This is a genomic window from Pseudomonas sp. MWU13-2100, from assembly GCF_023242365.1.
GTDB lineage: Bacteria > Pseudomonadota > Gammaproteobacteria > Pseudomonadales > Pseudomonadaceae > Aquipseudomonas.
Window position 1 is genome coordinate 208,535 of the sequence record NZ_JALLIX010000002.1, and the last position, 22,420, is coordinate 230,954.

A 22,420-nucleotide genomic window follows, 5' to 3' on the forward strand; every position below is an offset into this window, starting at 1 on the left:
CCGAAATCCTATCAGAGACATCTGTCTGTGACTGCCTGGAAAGTAGCCAAAAGCCTACTGGGCAGCAGCGACAAAACCTGTTTGGATGCAGATCGGCGATGATCACAACAAGAAGAAACAAGGAGCGCTGCCCTCATGAATAGTTTGCGAAATGTGTCGATCAGTCGGCGGTTGTGGCTCATCCTCATCGTCGCCATGGCGATGCTGCTGACCCTGGGCCTGTTGATGCTCCAGCAGATCCATGACGACCTCTACCAGGGCAAGGCGCAGAAGACCCAGCACCTGGTCCAGGTCGCCAGTGGCGTCCTCAACTACTACCATGACCTGGAAACCGCCGGCACCCTCAGCCGCGAAGCGGCGCAGAAGCAGGCTTTGAGCGTGATCCGCGGCCTGCGCTACAACCAGACCGACTATTTCTGGATCAACGACCTGCGTCCGGTGATGGTCATGCACCCGGCCAACCCCAAGCTTGAAGGCCAGGACCTGTCGGGGATCAAGGATCCGGACGGCTACGCCCTGTTCAACGAAATGGTCAACCTGACCAAAGCCAAGGGCGCGGGCCTGATCAACTACCGCTGGCCGAAACCAGGCGCCAGCGCCCCGGTGCAGAAAACCTCCTATGTCCAGCTCTTCGAGCCTTGGGGCTGGATCGTCGGCTCGGGCGTCTACGTCGACGACCTGCAGGACGAGTTCTATGGCCGGGTGTGGCGAGCGTCGCTGATCGGCCTGGGCATTGCCGTGATCATGGCACTGCTGGTGACGATGATTGCCCGCAGCATCGTGCGGCCCTTGCAGGAAACCGTGAACGCCATGGCCAATATCGCCAGTGGTGAAAGCGATCTGACCCGCAGCCTCGATACCCACGGGCAGGATGAAGTGACACAACTGGCCCGCCACTTCAACGGTTTCACCAGTAAGCTGCGCGGCGTGATCGGCCAGCTCCAGGCCTCGGCGACGGCACTGGGACAATCCTCCTCCGAGCTGGGCAGCAACGCCACCCAGGCCCAGGCCCGTAGCCAACAGCAATCACAGCAGATGGAAATGGTGGCGACGGCGATCAACGAAGTCACCTATGGCGTGCAGGATGTCGCGAAGAATGCCGAACAGGCCGCCAGCGAGATGCGCGATGCCGAAGCCCAGGCTCGCCAGGGCCAACTGAATATCGACAACAGCCTGCAACAGATCGATTCGCTCTCCGCCACCATCCACCAGGCAGTGGAAGTGATCCGCACCCTGGCGGCCGAAAGCACGCAGATCGGCAGCGTCCTGGAAGTGATTCGCTCCATTGCCGAACAGACCAACCTGCTGGCCCTGAACGCCGCCATCGAGGCCGCCCGGGCCGGTGAGCAGGGTCGCGGCTTTGCCGTGGTCGCCGATGAAGTGCGCCTGCTGGCCCAGCGTACACAGAAATCCACGGCGGAGATCCAGTCGATGATCGAACGTCTGCAAGGCCATTCCGAAGCCGCGGTAAAAGTCATCGGCGACAGCAGCCGCGCTTCGCAACTGACCATCGAGCAGGCCGGCCTCGCCGGCGAGAGCCTCAACGCCATCGGCCAGGCCCTGCGCAACCTCAACGGGCTCAATGCCTCGATTGCCAGCGCCACCCTCGAGCAGTCCCATGTGGTCGAGGAAATCAACCAGAATGTCACCGACGCGGCAGGCCTGTCCCACAGCACGGCCCTGGCGGCCGAGCAGTCCAGTATCGACAGTGAAAAACTCAAGAACCTGAGCCAGCAGCTCAATACCTTGCTCAAGCAGTTCAAGGTCTGAAAGCAGGAGGGTACAATCACCCTCCTTTTTTCGAGCCCAAGGAATCTCCATGCCTGCGCCCATGAAGGTCGTCGTCCTGGCGGGGCCTGAGTCCAGTGGTAAAAGCGGGTTGTCCGCCGAACTGCAAGCACAGTTCGGCGGCCTGCTGGTTGGCGAGTACGTGCGTTATTTCATCGAATGCAACCCTCGTGATACCTGCCTGGCGGATATCACGGAGATCGCCCGCCGACAGCTGGAGTGGGAAGACACGGCTCGCGGGCAGGCACCGGCGCTGCTGATTCTCGACACCCACCTGCTGAGCAATCTGCTCTGGAGCCGGACCCTGTTCGGCGAATGCCCGGCGTGGATCAAACAGGCCCTGCAGGCGCGCCACTATGACCTGCACCTGTTACTGCGCCCCGAAGGCGTGGCTTGGACCGACGACGGCCAACGCTGCCAACCGGAGCTGGGCGAACGCCAAGCGTTTTTCGCTGCCAGTCTGGACTGGCTGACGCGACATGGACAAGCGGTAACGGTGATTGACGGCGATTGGCAGGCACGTCGCGATCAGGCCTTCGCGGCCGTCACCCGACTGCTTGAAGAATCCTGAAAACACCGCCCCCTATAGGAGCCGGCTTCTACGATGGGGGCGTTTTCAAGGTCAAATCCGAGGATTTTCCAGCCTTGTGTCCGATTCTGAAACACCCTGTGCATAGCCGAAGCCTGAAAATCAATGCTTAACACCTGACAATGCCCCAGGTGTTAAGCCACTGATACACCTGCCCTGAAAGGCCCGCATTACTGCGTTGCGCCGAATTCCCCCCCTCCCTGTTCCCTCGATACTGTCTCATCCCTGAAACAGCTCTCGTACGCTTGCTCCGCAATCAAAAACAAACCACTGTTTTTAAAGGAAAAACAAAAAGCGGCACAGCTTCTGCTCTTTCCCTCTCAACGCCAGGCTAGGGCCGGCGTACTGAAGAAGGATGCCGTCATGGGAACTTTCACTAGCGGCTTTACCCGCACCGTGCTGATCAGCTTCGCAATCAGTTCGACGCTCTGCCTTACGGCCCAGGCCGGGGGCAACGGAGTGATTGTCCTTGATCGTACCGTTCAACCTCAGAGTTATGGGCGCCCTGCGCTCCAACCTGATCCCAACCCGACCACGGTCAACGCCAACCCTTCCGCCCGTATCACCTCGCTTACCGGTCGGGAACTGAGTGACGGCGATATCGCTAGCGTCAGCACCGGCGGCTCCATCAGCCAACTGATCGACACCAATACCACCAGCCTGCCGGGCCTCAACAACCCCAACGGCCTGCCCGGCATGACCGCCGGACACGGCGGCGGCAACGGTGCCAGCATCGCCAACACGGTCAACCGCGGGTTGTCGGCGGGTATGAACGCCCTCGGCGCCATCGGCAAGGGGCAATGACATGCGCCACTCACTGTTTTTTCTTGCCCTGTTCGGCAGCGCAAGCGTACTGGCCGACTCCGGAAGTCCGGTCATCGACAGCGCCACGCTCAACAACAGCGGCCAGCAATACAACGGCAACGCGATGGTCAACCAGGCCGCCGGCGATCAGCAGCAACAGCTCAACAGCCGCGCCATCGCCGTCGGCACCAACGCCAGCGCCAGCACCTCTCTGACCCAGAAAATCACCAGCGTGGCCAATACCGCGGTCGACGCCAAGGCCGCCATCCAGGGCAATTCCTTCAGTAACGGCAACGGCATGATCGGGGTCAACCAATCCGCCGGCGCCAACAACCAGATGATCAATGCCGTGCGGCTCAGCATCAGTGCCGCACCGCAAAGCATCGACGACAGCGTCCTGTCTCAACAGAACGTGGCGCTGTCATCGAACTCGGGCTCTTCCGCACCTTCAGGCAGCCGCCAGGTCGCTACCAGCGACCAGGCCTTCACCGGCAGCCGAGGGGTGATCCAGGTGAGCCAGAGCGCGGGGGTGGGCAACCGTATGGCCAACACCCTCAGTATCCGGGTCGCGGATTGACCTGTGCAGTGCCCATTAGAAAGTACCAACACTTAACTCAACTAATACAGCACGGAGATACACACCATGAAACCTACAATGGCTCTCAAACCACTGGTTTTCGCTCTGGCCGCCATCATGGCAATGGCCGCCCAGGCAGGCGGTGATGAAGGACACGGTCGTCGTCATCATGACCATGACAGAGGCCCCGACCTGGCGACCCTGCTGCAAATCACCGCCGGCGCCAACGCCTCGGTGAATGACACTCAGGACAGCCACGGCAATTCCGTCACCAACGAAGGCACCCAGAACAACGGCAGCATCAACAGTTCGTTGAACAATGCCAGCGGCAACATGGGCGCCAACGCCGCGGCCGGCGATGGCAACCAGCAGCTCAACGAAGCCGCGCTGGCCACCGCCGACGAAAGCTTCATCTTCGGCAGCGCCGTCTCCAGCACCACTTTGACCCAAACCAACCACAACAACACGGTCCTCAACCAATCCACCCAAAACAATGGGTCATTGAACAACTCTGGTAACAACGGCTCCGGCAACATGGGTGTCAACGTGGCCGCCGGTAACTTCAACCAACAGAAAAACGACCTGGCCATCGCCGTATCCGGCGGTCGTGTCGCTTCGGCAAGCGGCGCGGCTACCCAAAACTCCAACGGCCTGCAAGTGGCCAATGCCGCGGTCCAAGCCTACAAAGTCACCACCCTCAAATCCACTATCGATCTTGATGGCAGCTACAAAGGGACCTTCACCGGTACCGAAAGCAGCGGCAAAGGCGGTTATGGCAATGACGGCTGGGGTGGCGGTGACCACGGAAAAGGCAAAGAAACCCTCAAAGGTACCGAGATGGGTACTATCGAGCTGAATGGCGTCGCCACTTATCAAGTGCTGACACCTAACGGCTGGACCATGCCAGTGGTCAACAACGCCAGTATCAACAACTCGCTCAACAATGCCTCGGGCAATGTGGGTGCCAACGTGGCGGCCGGCGTCGGCAACCAACAAGGCAACACCCTGTCCATCGCTGCCGGCTGCCGCGCCTGCATGTAGTGGCAACAGTACTGAGAGCCCCGGAAACGGGGCTCTTTTTTCAGCTCTGGGAGGCGTATGACCATGCGTATTATCGCCGTTGCCCTCGCGCTATTTCTCTCTATCCCCATTCAGGCCGCTACCATGGCGGTGCCCGGTCTGCCCGGCGCCGTGGTGTTCTACAAACATGTACAAAGCATTCGCGAGCGGCGCTTTTCCGACCTGGTCGAGCAGAAAACCGACTTCAGTTGCGGGGCCGCCGCACTCGCCACCCTCTTGCGCCAGGCCTATTGGCTGGACGTCAACGAAGAACAGATCATCAAAGGCATGCTGACCACCTCCAATCAGGAGCAGGTCAAGAAGCAAGGTTTCTCCATGCTGGACATGAAGCACTATATCGAAAGCATCGGCATGCGTGCGCGGGGCTACAAGATTCCCCCCGACAGTCTGCCCAGTGTGACCATTCCGGTCGTGGTGATGATGGACATCCGCGGCTACAAGCATTTCGTGGTGATGCAGCGCGCTGACAAGGACTGGGTCTATATCGGCGACCCGGTGCTGGGCCACAAGCGCTACAGCAATGCCGACTTCAAGAAAGGCTGGAACGGCATCATCTTTGCCATTATCGGCCCCGGCTATGACAAGAGTAACGCCTTGCTCGACCCGCCGGCTCCGTTGACGGCCAAGAACAAGATGGACACCTTCCACCCGGTCAAGGACGCGGAACTGATGGATTTCGGTTTTATCCAGAGCGACTTCTTTTAAGGTGCAAAAAATAAAGGGGGCAGGAAGCTCCGGGAGCAACACATGAAAACATCACACAGGTTGATGGTCAGTTGTCTGGTGCTCGCCTGCCTGCCGGCACACGCAGCCCTGCCCTTCAAACCGATAGAACTGAAAGATTCAGAGATGTCCGAACTGCGTGGTCGCTACGTCATGCCGGGACGCATCATCAGTTTTGGGATTGTCATGCAAAGTACTTGGACCAACGCCCGGGGCGACACCATAGGCGCGGCTACTTCCCTGCAGATCCAGCAATCAACGATCAAACCGCAATTCTACGTCACCACCTACAGTAGCCAGGGCAATGGCGCGGCCCCCACCCAAGGCACCGGTACGGTGATCGGCGGTGCCGGCCTGAACGCCTCGGCGGGTGTGACCCAGGTGGTGCGCGCCGCCGGCGATGGCAACGGCGCCAGCAACAACGTTGCAATCAATGTCAGCGAAGCCAACCAGGTCCCGAGCAGCCCTCAGCAAATGGGCCAAGCGCTCACCAGCGGCGGCAGCATCACCGGCTCCGGCGCCGCCGGCAGCGTCACCGTCTCTGCCGCAGCCAGCGGCGTGAAAATGCAGATACAAGCCAATAACAATCAGGGTAATGCGCTGCAACAGATCGCCCAGGGCGGCGTGTTGCAGTCCACCACCCTTCTAGGTGGCAGCAATCTGGTCAACAGCATGACCCAACTCAATGTGGTATTGCAGAACAACATGCCTACTGTGGGGGCACTGGATTGCAGCCTGACTCAACTCAAGGGACTACGCAGTATGGGATTCTGAACTACGCTCACTCTCGACCATTGGGTGTCAGAAAAGGACGGTTTATTTCATGTCTCTATCGCTCTCGCTACGCACAGCAGTTTGTGTGGGTGCGCTCTTCCCGGCGGCGATGCTGCAAGCAGCGCCTGATACTGAAGTCGAGGCCCTGAAACAGGAACTCCAGGAGTTGAAACAACGCTACGTACAACAACAACAAGCTTTGTCGGTATTGGAACAACGGGTTCGTCAGGTCGAAGCGCAGCCAGCTCCGCCGCCGCCCAAACGCCTGGTCAAATCTCCAGCGGACTTGAAAAAGGGGCAAACGGTGGCGGCAGCCGGCTCGAACGCCTCAGGATCGGCGGCCAGCACCTCCGGCGCCTCTTACGGCCAAGCGCTCAAGGATGATTCGGCGCCGGCCCAGAGTGTGTCCGACTTGTACAACGAGGCCAGCGGCTTCTTCGGTAATGGCAAGTTCAGCGTCGAGACGGGGGTCACGTATTCGCACTACGATACCCGGCAGTTGTTTCTCAATGGGTTTCTGGCCCTGGATTCGATTTTCCTCGGCAACATCAACCTGGATCGGATCAAGTCCGATACCTGGACGCTTGACCTGACCGGCCGTTATAACCTCGACAACAGATGGCAGTTCGACATAAACGCCCCGATTGTCTACCGGGACTCGGTCTATCAAGCGGGGGGCGGCAATGGTGGCGCGGCCGGAACCACTGTCGAACAAACGGTGAGGCAGGATCCGGCCTTGGGTGATGTCAACTTCGGCGTGGCCTACAAGTTCCTCGACGAGTCGGAGAACTGGCCGGATGCCGTCTTCAGTTTCCGGATCAAGGCGCCTACCGGCAAGGATCCATATGGCATCAAGTTCCTCACCTCATCTCAAAGCACCAGCCTGACTTATCCGCAAAGCTTGCCGACCGGCAACGGTGTCTGGTCCGTCACACCCGGCATCTCGCTGGTCAAGACCATTGACCCGGCGGTACTGTTCGGCACCCTGGCCTACACTCATAACTTCGAGCGGTCGTTCAGCGATATCAGTGCACAACAGGGCGTCGTCGTTCCGGGCAAGGTCCAGCTCGGCGACAGCTTCCAGATCGGCGCCGGCGTGGCCTTCGCCCTGAACGAAAAGATGAGCATGTCCTTCTCGTTCTCGGACCTGGTGCAAAGCAGGAGCAAGCTCCAGCAAACCGGCCAGAGCTGGCAGAACGTGATCGGCAGCGATGCCAACTCCGGGTTCTTCAACATCGGCATGACCATTGCCGCTTCGCCGAACCTTACCATAGTGCCCATGCTGTCCCTGGGCATGACACCCGACGCACCGGACTTCTCCTTCAGCGTGAAGTTTCCTTACTACTTCTGACCCCGCTCCATGGAAAAGGCCCGCAACATCTGAATGTTGCGGGCCTTTTCGTTTCGCTCGCCGCGCCCTAGCGGATCTGGTGCTTGTGCAGCAATCGGTAGAAAGTCGGACGCGACACCCCCAGCACCCGGGCGGCCACGCTCATATTGTCACTGTGCCGGTTCAGCACATCGCACAAAGCCTGATGCTCGGCACGGTGCACATAGTCTTCCAGCGTACCCATGGGGACGCTGTCACAAGGCAGGCTGTTGAGCCCCAGGTCCTGGGCCTCGATCTGCCGTCCTTCGGCCAATACCAGCCCGCGCCTGACCCGATTGGCCAGCTCGCGGACATTGCCGGGCCAGGCATGATTGCCCAGGGCGACCAGCGCTTCTTCGCTGAAGCTGCGCGGCCGGCGCCCGGTTTCCTGGCTGTAGAAATGGGAAAAATGGTTGGCGAGCATCGCCACGTCGCCATGCCGCTCGCGCAGCGGTGCCGTCATCACTTGCAGGACGTTGAGTCGGTAATAGAGGTCCTCACGGAAACGCCCGCTGCCGATCGCCGCTTCCAGATCGACATGGGTCGCCGCCAGCACCCGCACATCCACCGAGATGGGTTGGCTGCCGCCGACTCGCTCGATATGTTTTTCCTGCAGGAATCGCAACAGATTGGCCTGCAACTCCAGCGGCAAATCACCGATTTCATCGAGGAACAAGGTGCCGCCATTGGCCGCCTCGATCCGCCCCACCTTGCGCTGGTGCGCCCCGGTAAAGGCGCCCTTCTCATGGCCGAACAACTCGGATTGGATCAGGTGTTCCGGAATCGCCCCGCAATTGATCGCCACAAACGGCTTAGCGTGCCGCTGGGACTGACGGTGCAGAGTGCGCGCCACCAACTCCTTGCCGGTGCCGCTTTCTCCACGGATCAACACGGGCGACTCGGTAGGTGCCAGTTTACCCAGCAGCTTGCGCAACTCGCGGATCGGCCGGCTATCGCCGAGCAACTCGTGCTCCGGCTGGTCGACATGGATCGAACCCTGGCCGCGCAAGCGCGCCATGCCGAAGGCGCGACCCAATGTCACCTGGACGCGGGAAACATCGAAGGGCAAAGTATGAAAGTCGAAGAACCACTCGCAAACGAAGTCCCCGACGTTCTGCAAACGCAACACTTCCTGGCTGAGGACCGCAATCCACTCGGTGCCGCTGCGGCTGATCAGGTCCTTGACCGCTTCAGGACGTTCGAGATGAAAAGGTTGCAGGCGCAACAGGCCGACATCGCAGGCGCGGTCGCCAGCGGCATCCAGATTGCAGCTGTCGACATCCCAGCCCACCGTGCGCAAGCCGGGTAACAGGCGATGACAGTCGTCGCAAGGATCAACCACCAGCAGACGTCTGAGCGGAACCGCTTCTTGCATGACTGATCCTTGACGTCAGAGTTTTTAAATATTTATTAGAAACAAGTAGTTGGAAAACCTGTCTGTAACACTAGCAAGAACTTGACGCTGACTTGTATCGTTTGGTTATAACACTGTCGATGGATAAGCCATAAACCGGAAAAGCCACGAGCCAGAGCCTTCGGACAGCAACTGCCAGCCCACCGAAACTGTCCTGGCCATCCCGGGGTTTGAATTGAGTATATGAAAGAAAGTGAAAAAAACTTTATGACTTGTGTGACCTGATGCCCGCGATCGGACATCAGTACAAGTAACCGACCGAAACGGTGAGCCCAAACCGACGGTCCAGCGAATTGTTTGGGCATACTTGAGAGAACAACCCATGAACGCCCCGCTCCGTATGAACGAAGCACTTCTGATGGCCGGCCAGGCCCTTAAACCCTTCCAGTGTGTTGCCTGGATGGCGCAAGACAAAGGCGAACTGAGCCTGACCGTGATCGACCGGACCAATAACAGCATCGGTCGCCAGCAGATTCCTTGCAGCACCTACTCCGACCCCGAACAACTGGTGAGTCTGTTGCAACAGGCCCGAGCGGAGTTGAGCCAGAAAGGCTACGACCTGCAGCCGTGGACATTGTCGGCCTGATTACGCTCCAGAGAACACCGCAAGATCCTGTAGGAGCAGCCGGTCGACGCTCGAGTCTTCATGGACGCCGCAGCTCTAAGGTGAATGGCCGCTTACAGCGGTTCGCGAGCCAGCTCTGCTCCTACAGTTGACCGCGTTCTTCTGCAGGATCGCAGTGCCTGTCAGACCCTTGTCAGGTCTTCGATATGCCGATACTGCGCGCCCAGCTCCGCAGCCAGCTGCACCGCCCGCCCCAGGCGAATCGGACCTTTTTCCAGGTCCACCAGCACCGCCTGGCAGTTGAAGACCGGCAAGCCGGACCAGGCTTTCAAACGCCCGTCCGTCAGCAACAGCACCCGCTGCTGTTCAGCCGCAAAGCGCTTCCGCCGCTTGGCCAACCAATTCGCGGCTTGAACCAGCGCCGCCTGCAAGGGCGTGCCGCCCCCGGCTCCCAAGTCCTCCAGCCAACCACCCAAGTCACTCGAGGCCTTCAGCCCCTGCAGCTGCCACCTGGGCCGATCACCGCTGGCGGTCATCAGCGCCAGGCGCGCCCGCTTGCGGTAAGCATCATCAAACAACTGCGCCAGCAGGCCCTTGGCCTCGCTCAACGCCTGGTGCCGTCGGGTCGAGGCCGAAGCATCGACAATCACCAGCCACAGTTCATGGGCCGAACGGCTGCGCGGACGAAAACGCAGGTCCTTGCGCGAGCGCGGGCGTCCGCCAAGCAAGGTCTCCACCCAACTGATCGTACCGCTCTCGCCAGACCGGCTGGCACCTTGACGCCCAGCGGACAAACGACCTGAGCAAGGCCTGGCATCCGTCCCCGGCGTCAGTCGAGGGCGGATGCCTGGGGCTTTTTTGGCCAGCTCGGGATCTCCCGGCGCGCCCCGACTGGCAAGGCCTGGGCCGGCAGTTCTCCCCATTGCCCCTGGCCCTGGGCCGGATCGCTTGCCGCATCGGGTGCGCCCCGCGGATTCGAGGCGGGTGAAGATGTGGGCGGCACGCCTTCGCGACGACGATGGCGCAAGGCAAACTCGGCCACCGCCTCGATATCCTCCGTGGCAATCTGCTCGGCTCCACGCCAGGCCGCATGGGCCCAGGCGGCACGCAACCACACCAGGTCGGCGCGCAGGCCGTCGACACCCGCGGCAAAGCAGCGCTGGGTAATCGCCTCCAGGGTCTGGTCATCCAGGGCGATCTCCGGCAGGCGTGCCCGAGCCTGGCGACAGCGCTCGCGCAAAGCCTCTTGCGCCGGCGCCCACTGCTCGCAGAAAGCGTGTGGATCGCTGTCGAAATCCAGGCGCCGACGGATAATCTGCCCTCGCTCGCTCGGCGGCGGCTGACCGCTGAGGGCTACGTTCAGGCCGAAACGGTCCAGCAACTGTGGGCGCAACTCGCCCTCTTCCGGGTTCATGGTGCCGATCAATACAAACCGCGCCGAGTGCCGATGGGAAATGCCGTCGCGTTCGACCCGATTGACGCCACTGGCAGCGACATCCAGCAGCAGATCCACCAGATGGTCGGGGAGCAGGTTGACCTCGTCGACATACAGCACCCCGCCGTCGGCCTTCGCCAGCACGCCCGGGGAAAACTGCGCCCGACCGGCGCCCAGGGCCGCGTCCAGGTCGAGTGTGCCCACCAGCCGCTCTTCCGTCGCGCCCAGGGGCAAGGTGACAAACAGCCCGCTGGCCAGCAGATCGGCCAGGCCACGGGCCAGGGTCGACTTGGCCATGCCCCGCGGCCCCTCGATCAGCACGCCGCCAATCTTCGGATCAATCGCTGTCAGGCACAGCGCCAGCTTCAGGTTATCGGCAGCAACCACGGCCGACAGCGGGAAATGCGGGGTATCGCTCATGACTTGCACACCTCAGGAATCTTCTTCTATATCCAGCAGCAGGTTTTCCAACGCCTCGCGGTACTCGCCCGGCTCGCTCCACAACCCACGCTGCTGGGCCTCCAGCAGCCGCTCGGTCATGTCGCGCAGCGCCGCCGGATTGTGCTCGCGGACAAAGTCGCGGGTGTCCGGGTCCAGCAGATAGGCATCGGCCAACAAGGCGTACTGGTGATCGTCGATCAGGCCGGTGGTGGCGTCGAACGCAAACAGGTTGTCGACGGTCGCCGCCAGTTCGAATGCGCCTTTGTAACCATGGCGCTTGACCCCGTCGATCCATTTCGGGTTCGCCGCCCGCGAGCGGATCACCCGGTTCAACTCGTCCTTGAGCGTGCGGATCTTCGGCAGGTCCGGCTGGCTGTGGTCGCCATGATAACTGGCGGCCGGTGCGCCGCGCAGGGTTTCCACCGCCGCCAGCATGCCGCCCTGGAACTGGTAGTAGTCATTGGAGTCGAGCAGGTCGTGCTCACGGTTGTCCTGATTTTGCAGCACCGCCTGTACCTCGCCCAGGCGTTGCGCAAACTGCCCGCGCGCCGCAGTGCCATCATCCTGGCCGCCATAGGCATAACCGCCCCAGTTCAGATAGACCTCGGCGAGGTCCTCGCGGCTCTGCCACAAGCGCCCGTCGATGGCATTCTGCACCCCGGCGCCATAGGCCCCCGGTTTGGCGCCGAAAATTCGCCAGCCGGCCTGGCGGGCAGCCTGTTCCTCATCCAGACCTTCAGCCTGCAACTGCTCACGCTCGGCGCGGACCCGCGCGGCTAGCGGGTTCAGGTCCGCCGGTTCGTCCAGCGCCGCCACGGCCTGCACTGCGGCGTCGAACAGGCGGATCAGGTTGGCGAAAGCATCGCGGAAAAATCCAGACACGCGCAAAGTCACGTCCACTCGCGGACGGTCAAGCAGGCTCAGAGGCAGGATCTCGAAATCGTCGACCCGCTGGCTGCCGGTGGCCCATACCGGCCGTACGCCCATCAGCGCCATGGCCTGGGCGATATCGTCACCGCCGGTGCGCATGGTCGCCGTGCCCCAGACCGACAGGCCGAGCTGACGCAAATGGTCGCCATGGTCCTGCAAATGCCGCTCAAGAATCAGGTTGGCCGACTGGAAGCCAATGCGCCAAGCCGTGGTGGTTGGCAGGTTGCGGACATCCACGGAAAAGAAATTGCGCCCGGTGGGCAATACGTCCAGGCGTCCGCGACTTGGTGCACCGCTGGGGCCGGCGGGCACAAAACGCCCCGCCAGGGCATCGAGCAACCCGCCCATCTCCGCCGGCCCACAGGCATCCAGGCGCGGCGCGACCACCGTCAGCAGCCCGTCGATGATCAACCGCACATCGCCCCACAACGCCGTATCCGGCCAGTCGGTCTGACCTTGCAGCGCACGCTCGATCAGTTGCCCGGCGTACAGTTCCAGGCGCTCGCGGCTATCGCCGGCGGTGCGCCAGTTTTCCGAGCTGACGGTTTGCAATGACTCAGGTCGAGGCCCGGTCCAGGGTTCGGCCAGGACGCAATCCAACGGATCGAAGCCCAGTTCGAAGGCCCTGGCCAAGGCCCGCAACACGCTGGACTGGGCGCCACGCCCGTCACCACGGGGAATCCGCAGCAAGGCCAGCAGCGTATCGATGCGCAGGCGGCCGGCCGGCGACTCGCCGAACACATGCAAACCGTCACGGATCTGCGACTCCTTCAAGTCGCAGAGGTAGGTGTCCAGCCGTGGCAGCCAGATCGCCGCGTCGGCATCGCTGTCCAGGCCGGCATCCAGCTGCAATTCACGGTCGATCTGCGTCTCGCGCACCAGCCTGAGAATGTCACGCTGCAATTCGCCGGCACGGCGTGGGTCGAGCAACTGCGCTTCGTAGTATTCGTCGGCCAGCAACTCCAGATCGCGCAGCGGCCCGTAGGTCTCGGCCCGGGTCAGCGGTGGCATCAGGTGATCGATGATCACCGCCTGGGTACGGCGCTTGGCCTGGGCGCCCTCGCCCGGGTCATTGACGATAAACGGATAGATATTCGGCAACGGCCCCAGCAACGCGTCCGGCCAACACTGCTGCGACAGCCCGACGCCCTTGCCCGGCAACCACTCCAGGTTGCCGTGCTTGCCGACATGGATCAGCGCATGGCTGCCGTAGGTGTGCCGCAGCCAGAAATAGAACGCCAGGTAGCCATGGGGCGGCACCAGGTCCGGGTCATGGTAGACCGCGCTGGCGTCGACCTGATAACCCCGGGCCGGCTGGATACCGACGAAGGTCAGGCCAAAACGCAAGCCGGCGACCATCATCCGCCCGCCACGGAACATCGGGTCCTGTTCCGGCCGGCCCCAGCGCGCTATCACTGCCTGGCGATTGGCCTCGGGCAGGCGCTCGAACATTGCCCGGTAGTCGGCCAGGGCCATGCTCTGGTGACAAGGGCGCAGGTCGAGGCTGTCGAAATCATTGCTGACACCACCGAGCAAGGCCTGGATCAGCGCCGTGCCGCTTTCGGGCAACTCTTCGCTCAACGGGTAGCCCTGGTCCTTGAGCGCCCGCAGGATATTCAGCGCCGCCGCCGGGGTATCCAGGCCCACGCCATTGCCGATCCGACCGTCGCGGGTCGGGTAGTTGGCGAGGATCAGGGCGACGCGCTTGTCCGCATTGGGTACCCGCGCCAGATCGACCCAGCGCCGGGCGAGTTCGGCAACGAAATCCATGCGTTCGGGCTGGGCGCGATAGCAAACCACATCACTCTGGCTGCGCTCGCTGCGCCAGGCCAGGTCCTTGAAGCTGATGGGCCGACTGATGATGCGCCCATCCAGTTCCGGCAAGGCGATATGCATGGCCAGGTCACGGGGCCCGAGGCCCTGCTCGCTAGCCTGCCAGCCGGGCTCGTTGTCCTGGGCACAAATAGCCTGGATCACCGGGATATCCCGGCGAAACGGCCGCAGATGCGGCGCTTCGGGGCTGGACTGGGCAAATCCAGTGGTATTGAGGATGATCGCGGCCGCCACCTCGTCCAGCAGGTCCTCGACCACGTCCAGGCAGGCGGACTCCTTGAGACTGGCCACGGCAATCGGCAAAGGGTTGAGCCCGGCAGCTTGCAAGCGCTGGCAGAACACATCGACAAAGGCGGTATTGGCCGCCTGCAAATGCGAGCGATAGAACAGCAGCGCCGCGACCGGTTGACCGACCTGCCAGTCAGCGCGCCAATCAGCCAATCCGGCGCCGCTATGGCGCGGATGATAGATCGCCGTGCGCGGCAAGGGTTGCGGCTCGGCCCAGGTATAGTCGCGCCCCAACCAGCGGTTGGCGAGACAGCGATACAGGTCCAGGGCATTGCCCATGCCACCCTGGCGCAGAAAATGCCAGAGCCGCCGGCCATCCTCGGCGGACACCGTGCTCAGGTCGCTCAGCTCCGGATCCGGACGATCGTCCCCGGGCACCAGGATCAAAGTCACCCCGCGCTCGGCCAACTGCACCAGACGCTCGATACCGTAGCGCCAATATCCGATCCCGCCGTGCAGGGACAGCAGGATGACCCGTGCGCGTTGCAGCACCTGGTCGAAATAGAGGTCGACCGAGGCGTGGTTCTGCACCTGCATCGGGTTGGCCAGGCGCAGACTCGGATAATTTTCCGGCAGTTGCTGCGCCGCTTCGGCGAGCAATGCCAGGCTTGAATCGCCGCTGCAGAGGATCACCAACTCGGCGGGGGTTTGCCCCAGGTCGGCGATATTGTCATCCGACACGAAACCGCCGGGCTGGGTCCTGAGCAGGTGCATGGGTCAGGCGGTCAGCGCGGTGCGCAGGGTCGATTCGAGCAGCGCGGCATCCAGTTCCTGGCCGATCAGCACCAGGCGGGTGACACGCGGTTCATCCGCCGCCCAGGCGCGGTCGAAGTGCTTGTCAAAGCGGCTGCCCACCCCCTGGATCAGCAGGCGCATCGGCTTGTTCGGGATTGCGGCGAAACCCTTGACCCGCAGGATGCCGTGCTTGCCCACCAGTTGTGTCAGGGCGTCCAGCAACAGGCTTTCATCGGCTTGCGGCAGTTCGAGGGAGATCGAGTCGAAGGCGTCATGATCGTGATCGTCATGATCGTCGCCGTCATGGTGGTGATCGTGGTGGCTGTGGCGAGTGTCGATATGTTCCTCGGAACCGGCGCCCAGGCCCAGCAGCACGTCCAGGGGCAGGCGACCGCTGCTGGCTTCAATGACCTTCACCGCCGGCGGCAGCTCCTCGGCCACTTCCAGGCGCACCCGGGCCAGGTCTTCAGGGCTGATCAGGTCGGCCTTGTTGAGAATCACCAGGTCGGCGCTGGACAGTTGGTCGGCGAACAGCTCGTGCAGCGGTGATTCGTGGTCCAGGTTCGGGTCGAGCTTGCGCTGGGCATCCACCTGGTCCGGGAACGCGGCGAAGGTACCGGCGGCCACGGCCGGGCTGTCGACCACGGTGATCACCGCATCGACGGTGCAGGCACTGCGGATTTCCGGCCACTGGAAGGCTTGCACCAAGGGCTTGGGCAGCGCCAGGCCAGAGGTTTCGATCAGGATATGATCGAGGTCGCCACGGCGCGCCACCAACTCACGCATCACCGGGAAGAATTCTTCCTGGACCGTGCAGCAGAGGCAGCCGTTGGCCAGTTCATAGACACGGCCACTGGCTTCTTCTTCAGTGCAGCCGATCGAGCACTGCTTGAGGATCTCGCCGTCGATGCCCAGTTCGCCGAACTCGTTGACGATCACCGCGATGCGGCGGCCCTGGGCGTTGTCGAGCATATGGCGCAACAGGGTGGTCTTGCCCGAGCCGAGAAAGCCGGTGACGATGGTGACGGGAAGCTTGGCCAGTGTTTTCATCGGATGCCCTTTGGCAAAGTGGCGGGCATGCGGGACGAGAACCGCGGCCCTTGGGCGCGGATGTGTTCGCCACCGGATCACCCCGCCCGGTTGTAGTGAGAAACGGTCACGAGGCAGGTCTCCTGGCTTACGGTCGGGCGGGCGGCGCTCCTTCCCGGGAGCAGGCCGGCCAGCCAGTCCTTGCGCCTTCCCGCCCGGAGGCAGTGGCAGTGCAGGGCTATCGAACCGTTTACAGTTGCGGGGGCAGCCGCGGCATACCGCGTTCCCTTCTTAGCTTCGGCCGAGTGCCGAAGAACCTCGAAGCTGCAAGGCTACGCAGTGCGTCGGGGCAGGTCAATCGCGAGCGCCGCTGTGGTTTAATTGCGGCCCTTTTCCCGCCCTGCCCGTTTCAAGGAATCGTGTTATGAACGCCACCGACATCACCCAGGTCCTGGTTATCGGTTATGTCTGGCCGGAACCGCGCTCGTCGGCCGCCGGCGGGCACATGATGCAGATCCTCGAAAGTTTTCTCGAAGCCGGCTGGCGCATCACCTTCGCCAGCCCCGCCGCAGTCGGCGAACACAAGGCCGACCTGGCGAGCCTGGGCATAGCGGAATGTCGCATCGAGCTCAATAACAGCAGCTTCGACCGTTTTGTCGCCGACCTGCAACCGGACGTGGTGCTGTTCGACCGTTTCATGATGGAGGAGCAGTTCGGCTGGCGCGTGGAAAAACACTGCCCCGCAGCACTGCGCGTGCTGGAGACCTCGGACCTGCAAAGCCTGCGTGATGCCCGCCAGCAGCAGCTCAAGGCGCGTCTGAAAGACCCTCAGGACCTGAATGACTTCAGCGCGCTGTTCGCTCCCGACCAGCGGCAAATATTCGAACAGATGAGCGAGACCGATCAGGCCCAGCGGGAAATCGCCGCCATCTACCGGTCGGACCTGAACCTGATGATTTCCGATGTCGAGTCGCAATTGCTGATCGAGCAGTTCAAGGTCCCGGCGGCGTTACTGCACTGGTGCCCATTGATGATCGACACGCCCGTGGCGGCGTACCGCAATTTCGACGAGCGCGCGCACTTTCTCAGCATCGGCAACTTCCGCCACGCGCCGAACTGGGATGCCGTGCTCTGGATGAAGAGCACGATCTGGCCTCTGATCCGCCAGCAGTTGCCCACGACCCAGTTGCATATCTATGGCGCCTACACCCCGCCCAAGGCCACCGCGCTGCACAATCCCGCCCAGGGTTTTCACATCATGAACTGGGCCGAAGACGCCCTCGAAGTCATGACCGCGGCGCGAGTTTGCCTGGCGCCGCTACGTTTCGGCGCCGGTATCAAGGGCAAGATCGTCGACGCCATGCTCTGCGGCACACCGAATGTCACCACCCCCATCGGCGCCGAAGCCATGCACGGCGGGCTGCCCTGGGCCGGTGCCGTCGAAACCAGCGCCGTCGCCCTGGCCCAAGCGGCTGTGCGCCTCTATCAGGACCGCGTGCTGTGGCAGCAGGCCCAGGCCAACGGCCAGGCGCTGCTCGCCGAGCGTTATGAGCGCCGGATCCACGGCCCCGCATTGATTGCCCGGATCCAGGCCTGCCGCCAGGACCTGGCGGCCCGGCGCCGGGACAATTTCACCGGGGCGATGCTACGCCATCATCACCACAAGAGCACCCAGTACATGTCGCAGTGGATCGAGGCGAAGAACCGCGTCGACTGAGTCGTCAGGAGGCCCCCAGCACCCGACGGATCTCGATAAGTTGCGCCGGTTCGCCGGACACCACCACATGGGCAGACAACGGCGGTAGCTGGCGACCCTCCGGCGTGCGGCTGGGCCTGACGGAGAAGTTGACGGTAATCAGGGTACCGTCGGCAAAGGTCGAGCGCTGCAGCAGGCGATCCCCGGACAACACCTGGAAATCGTCCATGGCCTGGCTGAACAAGCGCTCGTGCAGGGGGCGGAACACCTTGTCGTAGGCGCTGATCAGCGGCAAGTCGCGGGCAATCACCTGATCGTTGAGGTGATACAGCGGCGGCACCATATACAACAATTGCAGCAAAGCCGTGACATCGCGTTCGCTGGAGAACTTCAGCGAGCCGTACTCCCAATGATGGGTGCTGACCAGGCTGTCATGCAGCGCTATCTGGTACAGCGGCAGGCGGAATTCGGCCGAAGTCACGAAGCGCGCCACCTCCGGCTTGAGCGGGACCGCCTTGAAATACAGGTTGGGCGTTTCCGGCGGCCAATACCCCCCCACGTAATAGCGCGAGCGCTTGTTCTTGCGCATATCCGCGTCCATCCAGGCAAAGGGCTGGGTGGCAATGCCATGGCTGAAGGCGATGATCGATGCATAGAAGGACAGCCCGCCCTCGCTGCCCGTGACCAGGCCCAGCGCCTGGACCGGATACGCCAGGCGGCGCCGGCGCGCCTCGGCGTCCTGTGCCTGGCTGGTTTCCCGCCCCGGCGTGTAGTCACTGAACTCGGGGCCGGCGGCATCGACATCGAGAAAGTAGCTGTTCAGGCGCCCCGCTCGCGCCACGGCACTGATCCGTCGCCGGGCATAGGCTTCGACAATGCGCGGATTGACGAAAACACCGCGACCATTGAAACCCTGGACCTTCTTGCCCCGCTCGTCGGTATAGCCGGCGGCGGCCAGCTCGTCGCCCATCTTCGCGGTCGCCCAACTGGCTTGCAGATTCGATGGATGCGCGCTGCCATAGCTGTCGTAGGCCGACACCAGATAGCCGGCGGCTTTGGCAGCGTCCACCGCCTCGGGGTGCCAGAAGGTATCGCGCCAATCATCGGCACCCAACCAGGCCCGTGCCAGGCCCGCGCCTTGCAAGGCGGCAACGGTATCCAAGGACAATCCACCGCCCCAGCGCTCGGCCGGTGCCAGCAGATCGCCAAAGGCCTCGCGCAACTGACGACGCACCGTTTGCCCCCAGGCCACCTCGGCCTGTGGGTCATGATTGCCGGGCAACGGCGCCTGGGCCTCACGCACGACCACAGCCGGCAACCCGGAATTGATCGCCCTGATCACCTGGATCCGGGCAAAAGGCGGAACCTGTTCAAAAGCGCTATCGGCTTCGCCCAGCGCCAGCAGGAAGGCCTCGCGGGCCTTGAGCTCGAAGGCCCCCCAGAGCCTGGACGCCAAGTGATCGCTGTCGTCCCGGTGCCGGGCAAAAAAGCGCAGGAACTCCGGCCAGTGCAGGATATCGCCAGCCTTCAGCGGCCCGGCATCCCACAGATAGATATGCGGCGCGCCACCCAGGCGGGCGATCTGCGGTTGCGTGTGGATTTTCTCGCCCAACGAGACGAACTGATCGTGATCGCGCAGCCATTGTCGGTACAGCCGCGCGCCGATCAGCGGTTCCCGCGGACCGACAACGATGCGCACCCGGTAAGGTGCGTCGGGGGCCAGGCGATTGAAGGCATGGCTGAGGGTCGGCAGGGGGCGACCGTTTTGTTCCTTGATGCCAAAGCTGGTGTTGAACGGCGTCTCGACGATCCAGGTGAGCGAATAGTCCTTGCGCAGTTCGGTCCAGAACGGCATCGACAGCACCCCGTTGAGCCGGGCCGGCTGATAACGCCGCAGCAGCCAGTCGAGCCATTTCGGATCGTCGCTGGGGACATAGGCACCTTCGCCAAACGGAATCGCATGGGCCTCGATCGCCCCGTCCTCGACGGGCCTGGGCCATTCCAGCCGACCCGGTTGTCCGGCATGCACCGTCACCACCAAGGCATCACGATCCACCCCGACCTCAACCCTGAAGTCCTGGTCCGCCTGGCGGATCCGCCAGCGGTTGCCGGTGCGCTCGATGACCTGTGCGCCCTTGTCGAAGGCCGCGGCGCTGAGCAGGGCCTGGTGCCGATTTTCGTCGTTGTGGTGCAGGGCCACGACCAGGGTGGCCGGGTCGATGACAAAGGTCCCTGAACGATGAGGCAGATAGACCTGGGAAGCCCCTTCGGCGTTCAGGGCCAAGGTCCATCCGAGCAGGGTCAGCCAGATCGGCAGGCAGCGACGATCATTCATCCACCGCGGCGGCATGGCCTTCATGTTGTCCTCGTCGATTCAGGTGTGTAAACCGACGAACCTTAACTGACCAAGAAGGAAATGCTCTGTAGTCTCCTTCTTCTCAAATCGAGTGAAAACACTAAAAATCTGCCTGAGGTTGCGGCTCAAGACTTGAGTGGCCGGCGCAACAGGTAACAGTCCATGATCCAGCCTTTGCGCTTGCGCGCCGCTTCGCGCACACGGCGAATCCGCTCGCCCACTTCGTGCAGCTTGCCGGCCACCAGCAGTTCGTCTTCGGTGCCCAGGTAGGCGCCCCAATAGATTTCCAGGTCCTGGTCGGCGAACTGGCCGAACGCGCAGCGGGCATCGAGCATGACCACCACATTGTCCAGGTCGGCTGCCTGCAGGCGCCGCCCGGTGGTGATCAGCAACGGCTCGCCGATGCGATTCAGGGGGATCCGATGTTGCGCGGCCAGCACCTGGATACTGCTGATCCCGGGAATCACCTCGACGGCGAACGCCGGACCACCGAGCGCACGGACCCGCTCGAGAATCCTCAGGGTACTGTCATAAAGCCCCGGATCGCCCCAGACCAGGAACGCGCCGCACTCATCCTCGCCGAGTTCTTCGTCGATCAGCCGCGCGAACAGGGCCGCCCGTTGCCGATGCCAGTGCTCGACGCCCGCCTCGTAGGACGCCGCCGAGTCCTCGCGTACCGGATCGCTGACCTGGACCTGCCGGCATCCGGGCTGCCGGATATAACGCTCGCAGATGTCCTTGCGCAAATTCAGCAGATCGTCCTTGGCTTCGCCCTTGTCCAGCAGGAACAACACCGAGGCACGGTTGAGCGCATTGATCGCCTGGACGGTGATCTGCTCCGGGTGGCCGGGGCCCATGCCGATCAGCAGGAGGGTTTTCATGGCTGGCGCTCCGCTTGTTGGCGCCTGGCACGGCCCCCTCTTGGGCACGGTGCAACTGGCGCGATGGCGAGGATGAGGGCATTATCGACAGGCGCCCACAACAAAAAACGACAAAAAGTAGCCAGGCATGACCCGAGCAGCCCGCGTCACCGACCCCTCCTACGAGTTGATGGACGACCACAACGGCCTGTCGATCATCTATCGCCAGCATGGTTTCCCCTGCCCCCTGGTGCGTTGGCATTTCCACAAGGAATACGAACTGCACCTGATCGTCGCCAGTTCCGGCAAGGTGTTCATTGGCGACTATATCGGCAACTTCTATCCGCAGACCCTGTTCCTGACCGGCCCCAACCTGCCCCACAACTGGATCAGCCAGGTGGCCGAGGGCGAAGTGGTGCCCAAGCGCGACATGCTGGTGAATTTCACCGACGAGTTGTTCGAAAGCGGCCATCTGGTGTTCGCCGAGCTGAAGACCCTGACGCCGCTGCTGGAACGGGCCCAGTACGGCATCGAGTTCCGTTGCCAGCACACCGTGCGCCAGGCCACGACCCTGATGCAGCGTATCGCCGACTCCCAGGGTGTTACCCGGCTCGGTCACTTCCTGATCCTGCTGGAGCTGCTCGGCAACTGTGACGACTACCAGTTGCTGTCGGGTGTTACCACACCACAACTGGCCGACGAGCACAATATCGACCGCACCAACCGGGCGGTCGACTATATTTTTGCCCACTATGCCCGGGAACTGCCACTGGAAGAAGTGGCCGAGTACCTGGGCATGAAGCCCACCTACTTTTCCCGGGTCTTCAAGCAGGCCACCGGCCGTTGTTTCGTCGAATTCGTCAATCGCCTGCGTATCAGCAAGTCCTGCGAGTTGCTCGCGGACGGCGACAAGCCGGTGACCGATGTCTGCTTCGAGTCAGGCTTCAACAACATATCCAACTTCAACCGTCGCTTCCAGCAACTCAAGGGCATGACCCCTTCGCATTACCGGCGTTTGGCGGTACAGCGCCTGACGGAGCAGAACCACGGCTGATGGCCCGGGTTCAAACGCAGACCTGTAGGCGCTGGCTTGCCGGCGATGGCGGCCGCAAGGACGATGCAAGGCTCAAGGGC

At 62.4% G+C, this 22,420-nt stretch carries 18 protein-coding genes and 1 riboswitch; of the genes, 11 read left to right on the forward strand and 7 right to left on the reverse strand.

All coding sequences use genetic code 11. The features are described from left to right. Positions 1 to 135: 135 nt before the first annotated feature. The 8 genes from M5B99_RS02555 to M5B99_RS02590 all read left to right on the forward strand — a co-directional run bounded on the left by M5B99_RS02555 (position 136) and on the right by M5B99_RS02590 (position 7,686). A complete protein-coding gene (locus M5B99_RS02555; protein ID WP_248802496.1) occupies positions 136 to 1,770 on the forward strand; it encodes a methyl-accepting chemotaxis protein in 1,635 nt (544 codons plus the stop codon). Between the two features lie 61 nt (positions 1,771 to 1,831). After that, the gene (locus tag M5B99_RS02560; protein WP_248802583.1) at positions 1,832 to 2,359 is read left to right on the forward strand and encodes an AAA family ATPase; all 528 of its coding nucleotides are present in this window, start codon (positions 1,832 to 1,834) and stop codon (positions 2,357 to 2,359) included. 381 nt (positions 2,360 to 2,740) lie between these two features. Then, on the forward strand, positions 2,741 to 3,181 hold the full coding sequence (locus M5B99_RS02565; protein ID WP_248802497.1) for a hypothetical protein: 441 nt from the start codon (positions 2,741 to 2,743) through the stop codon (positions 3,179 to 3,181). Between the two features lies 1 nt (position 3,182). Then, on the forward strand, positions 3,183 to 3,758 hold the full coding sequence (locus tag M5B99_RS02570) for an adhesin (protein WP_248802498.1): 576 nt from the start codon (positions 3,183 to 3,185) through the stop codon (positions 3,756 to 3,758). 66 nt (positions 3,759 to 3,824) lie between these two features. Continuing rightward, the gene (locus M5B99_RS02575; protein WP_248802499.1) at positions 3,825 to 4,799 is read left to right on the forward strand and encodes a heme utilization protein; all 975 of its coding nucleotides are present in this window, start codon (positions 3,825 to 3,827) and stop codon (positions 4,797 to 4,799) included. Positions 4,800 to 4,862: 63 nt separating this feature from the next. Next, positions 4,863 to 5,543, forward strand: a complete 681-nt coding sequence (locus M5B99_RS02580) for a C39 family peptidase (RefSeq protein ID WP_248802500.1) — start codon at positions 4,863 to 4,865, stop codon at positions 5,541 to 5,543. Positions 5,544 to 5,585: 42 nt separating this feature from the next. Next, positions 5,586 to 6,335, forward strand: coding sequence for a hypothetical protein (locus M5B99_RS02585; protein ID WP_248802501.1), 750 nt, complete (start codon positions 5,586 to 5,588; stop codon positions 6,333 to 6,335). 49 nt (positions 6,336 to 6,384) lie between these two features. Further along, positions 6,385 to 7,686: a hypothetical protein gene (locus M5B99_RS02590; protein ID WP_248802502.1), complete on the forward strand. Its 1,302-nt coding sequence runs from the start codon at positions 6,385 to 6,387 to the stop codon at positions 7,684 to 7,686. 67 nt (positions 7,687 to 7,753) lie between these two features. On the opposite strand, the gene M5B99_RS02595 is transcribed toward M5B99_RS02590, so the two are convergent. Further along, a complete protein-coding gene (locus M5B99_RS02595; protein WP_248802503.1) occupies positions 7,754 to 9,079 on the reverse strand; it encodes a sigma-54 dependent transcriptional regulator in 1,326 nt (441 codons plus the stop codon). Positions 9,080 to 9,440: 361 nt separating this feature from the next. Between M5B99_RS02595 and M5B99_RS02600 the strand changes: the two genes are divergently transcribed. Next, positions 9,441 to 9,704 carry a hypothetical protein gene (locus tag M5B99_RS02600; RefSeq protein ID WP_248802504.1) on the forward strand — a complete coding sequence of 88 codons (264 nt, stop codon included), beginning with the start codon at positions 9,441 to 9,443 and terminating at the stop codon, positions 9,702 to 9,704. 161 nt (positions 9,705 to 9,865) lie between these two features. Here M5B99_RS02600 and M5B99_RS02605 read toward each other — a convergent pair whose 3' ends face one another. From M5B99_RS02605 to cobW, 4 genes are read right to left on the reverse strand one after another with little or no spacing between them, the layout of a single operon-like run. After that, the gene (locus tag M5B99_RS02605; RefSeq protein WP_248802505.1) at positions 9,866 to 10,606 is read right to left on the reverse strand and encodes a vWA domain-containing protein; all 741 of its coding nucleotides are present in this window, start codon (positions 10,604 to 10,606) and stop codon (positions 9,866 to 9,868) included. After that, positions 10,513 to 11,538: an ATP-binding protein gene (locus M5B99_RS02610; RefSeq protein WP_248802506.1), complete on the reverse strand. Its 1,026-nt coding sequence runs from the start codon at positions 11,536 to 11,538 to the stop codon at positions 10,513 to 10,515. Before M5B99_RS02610 ends, M5B99_RS02605 begins: the two co-directional genes overlap by 94 nt. Positions 11,539 to 11,550: 12 nt before the next feature. Beyond that, a complete protein-coding gene (cobN, locus tag M5B99_RS02615) occupies positions 11,551 to 15,324 on the reverse strand; it encodes a cobaltochelatase subunit CobN (RefSeq protein ID WP_248802507.1) in 3,774 nt (1,257 codons plus the stop codon). Between the two features lie 3 nt (positions 15,325 to 15,327). Continuing rightward, positions 15,328 to 16,395 (reverse strand): cobalamin biosynthesis protein CobW, encoded by a 1,068-nt coding sequence (gene cobW / locus M5B99_RS02620; protein ID WP_318654555.1) that lies wholly within the window; start codon positions 16,393 to 16,395, stop codon positions 15,328 to 15,330. Positions 16,396 to 16,489: 94 nt separating this feature from the next. Further along, a riboswitch (cobalamin riboswitch) is annotated at positions 16,490 to 16,710 on the reverse strand. 88 nt (positions 16,711 to 16,798) lie between these two features. On the opposite strand from cobW, the gene M5B99_RS02625 reads away from it, so the two are divergent. Further along, the gene (locus tag M5B99_RS02625) at positions 16,799 to 18,091 is read left to right on the forward strand and encodes a glycosyltransferase (RefSeq protein ID WP_248802509.1); all 1,293 of its coding nucleotides are present in this window, start codon (positions 16,799 to 16,801) and stop codon (positions 18,089 to 18,091) included. Between the two features lie 4 nt (positions 18,092 to 18,095). On the opposite strand, the gene M5B99_RS02630 is transcribed toward M5B99_RS02625, so the two are convergent. Both M5B99_RS02630 and cobF read right to left on the reverse strand, forming a co-directional pair. After that, positions 18,096 to 20,429, reverse strand: coding sequence for a glycoside hydrolase (locus M5B99_RS02630; protein ID WP_248802510.1), 2,334 nt, complete (start codon positions 20,427 to 20,429; stop codon positions 18,096 to 18,098). 122 nt (positions 20,430 to 20,551) lie between these two features. Further along, positions 20,552 to 21,307 (reverse strand): precorrin-6A synthase (deacetylating), encoded by a 756-nt coding sequence (cobF, locus tag M5B99_RS02635; protein WP_248802511.1) that lies wholly within the window; start codon positions 21,305 to 21,307, stop codon positions 20,552 to 20,554. Positions 21,308 to 21,434: 127 nt separating this feature from the next. On the opposite strand from cobF, the gene M5B99_RS02640 reads away from it, so the two are divergent. Continuing rightward, positions 21,435 to 22,340, forward strand: coding sequence for an AraC family transcriptional regulator (locus tag M5B99_RS02640; protein WP_248802512.1), 906 nt, complete (start codon positions 21,435 to 21,437; stop codon positions 22,338 to 22,340). Positions 22,341 to 22,420 lie beyond the last annotated feature (80 nt).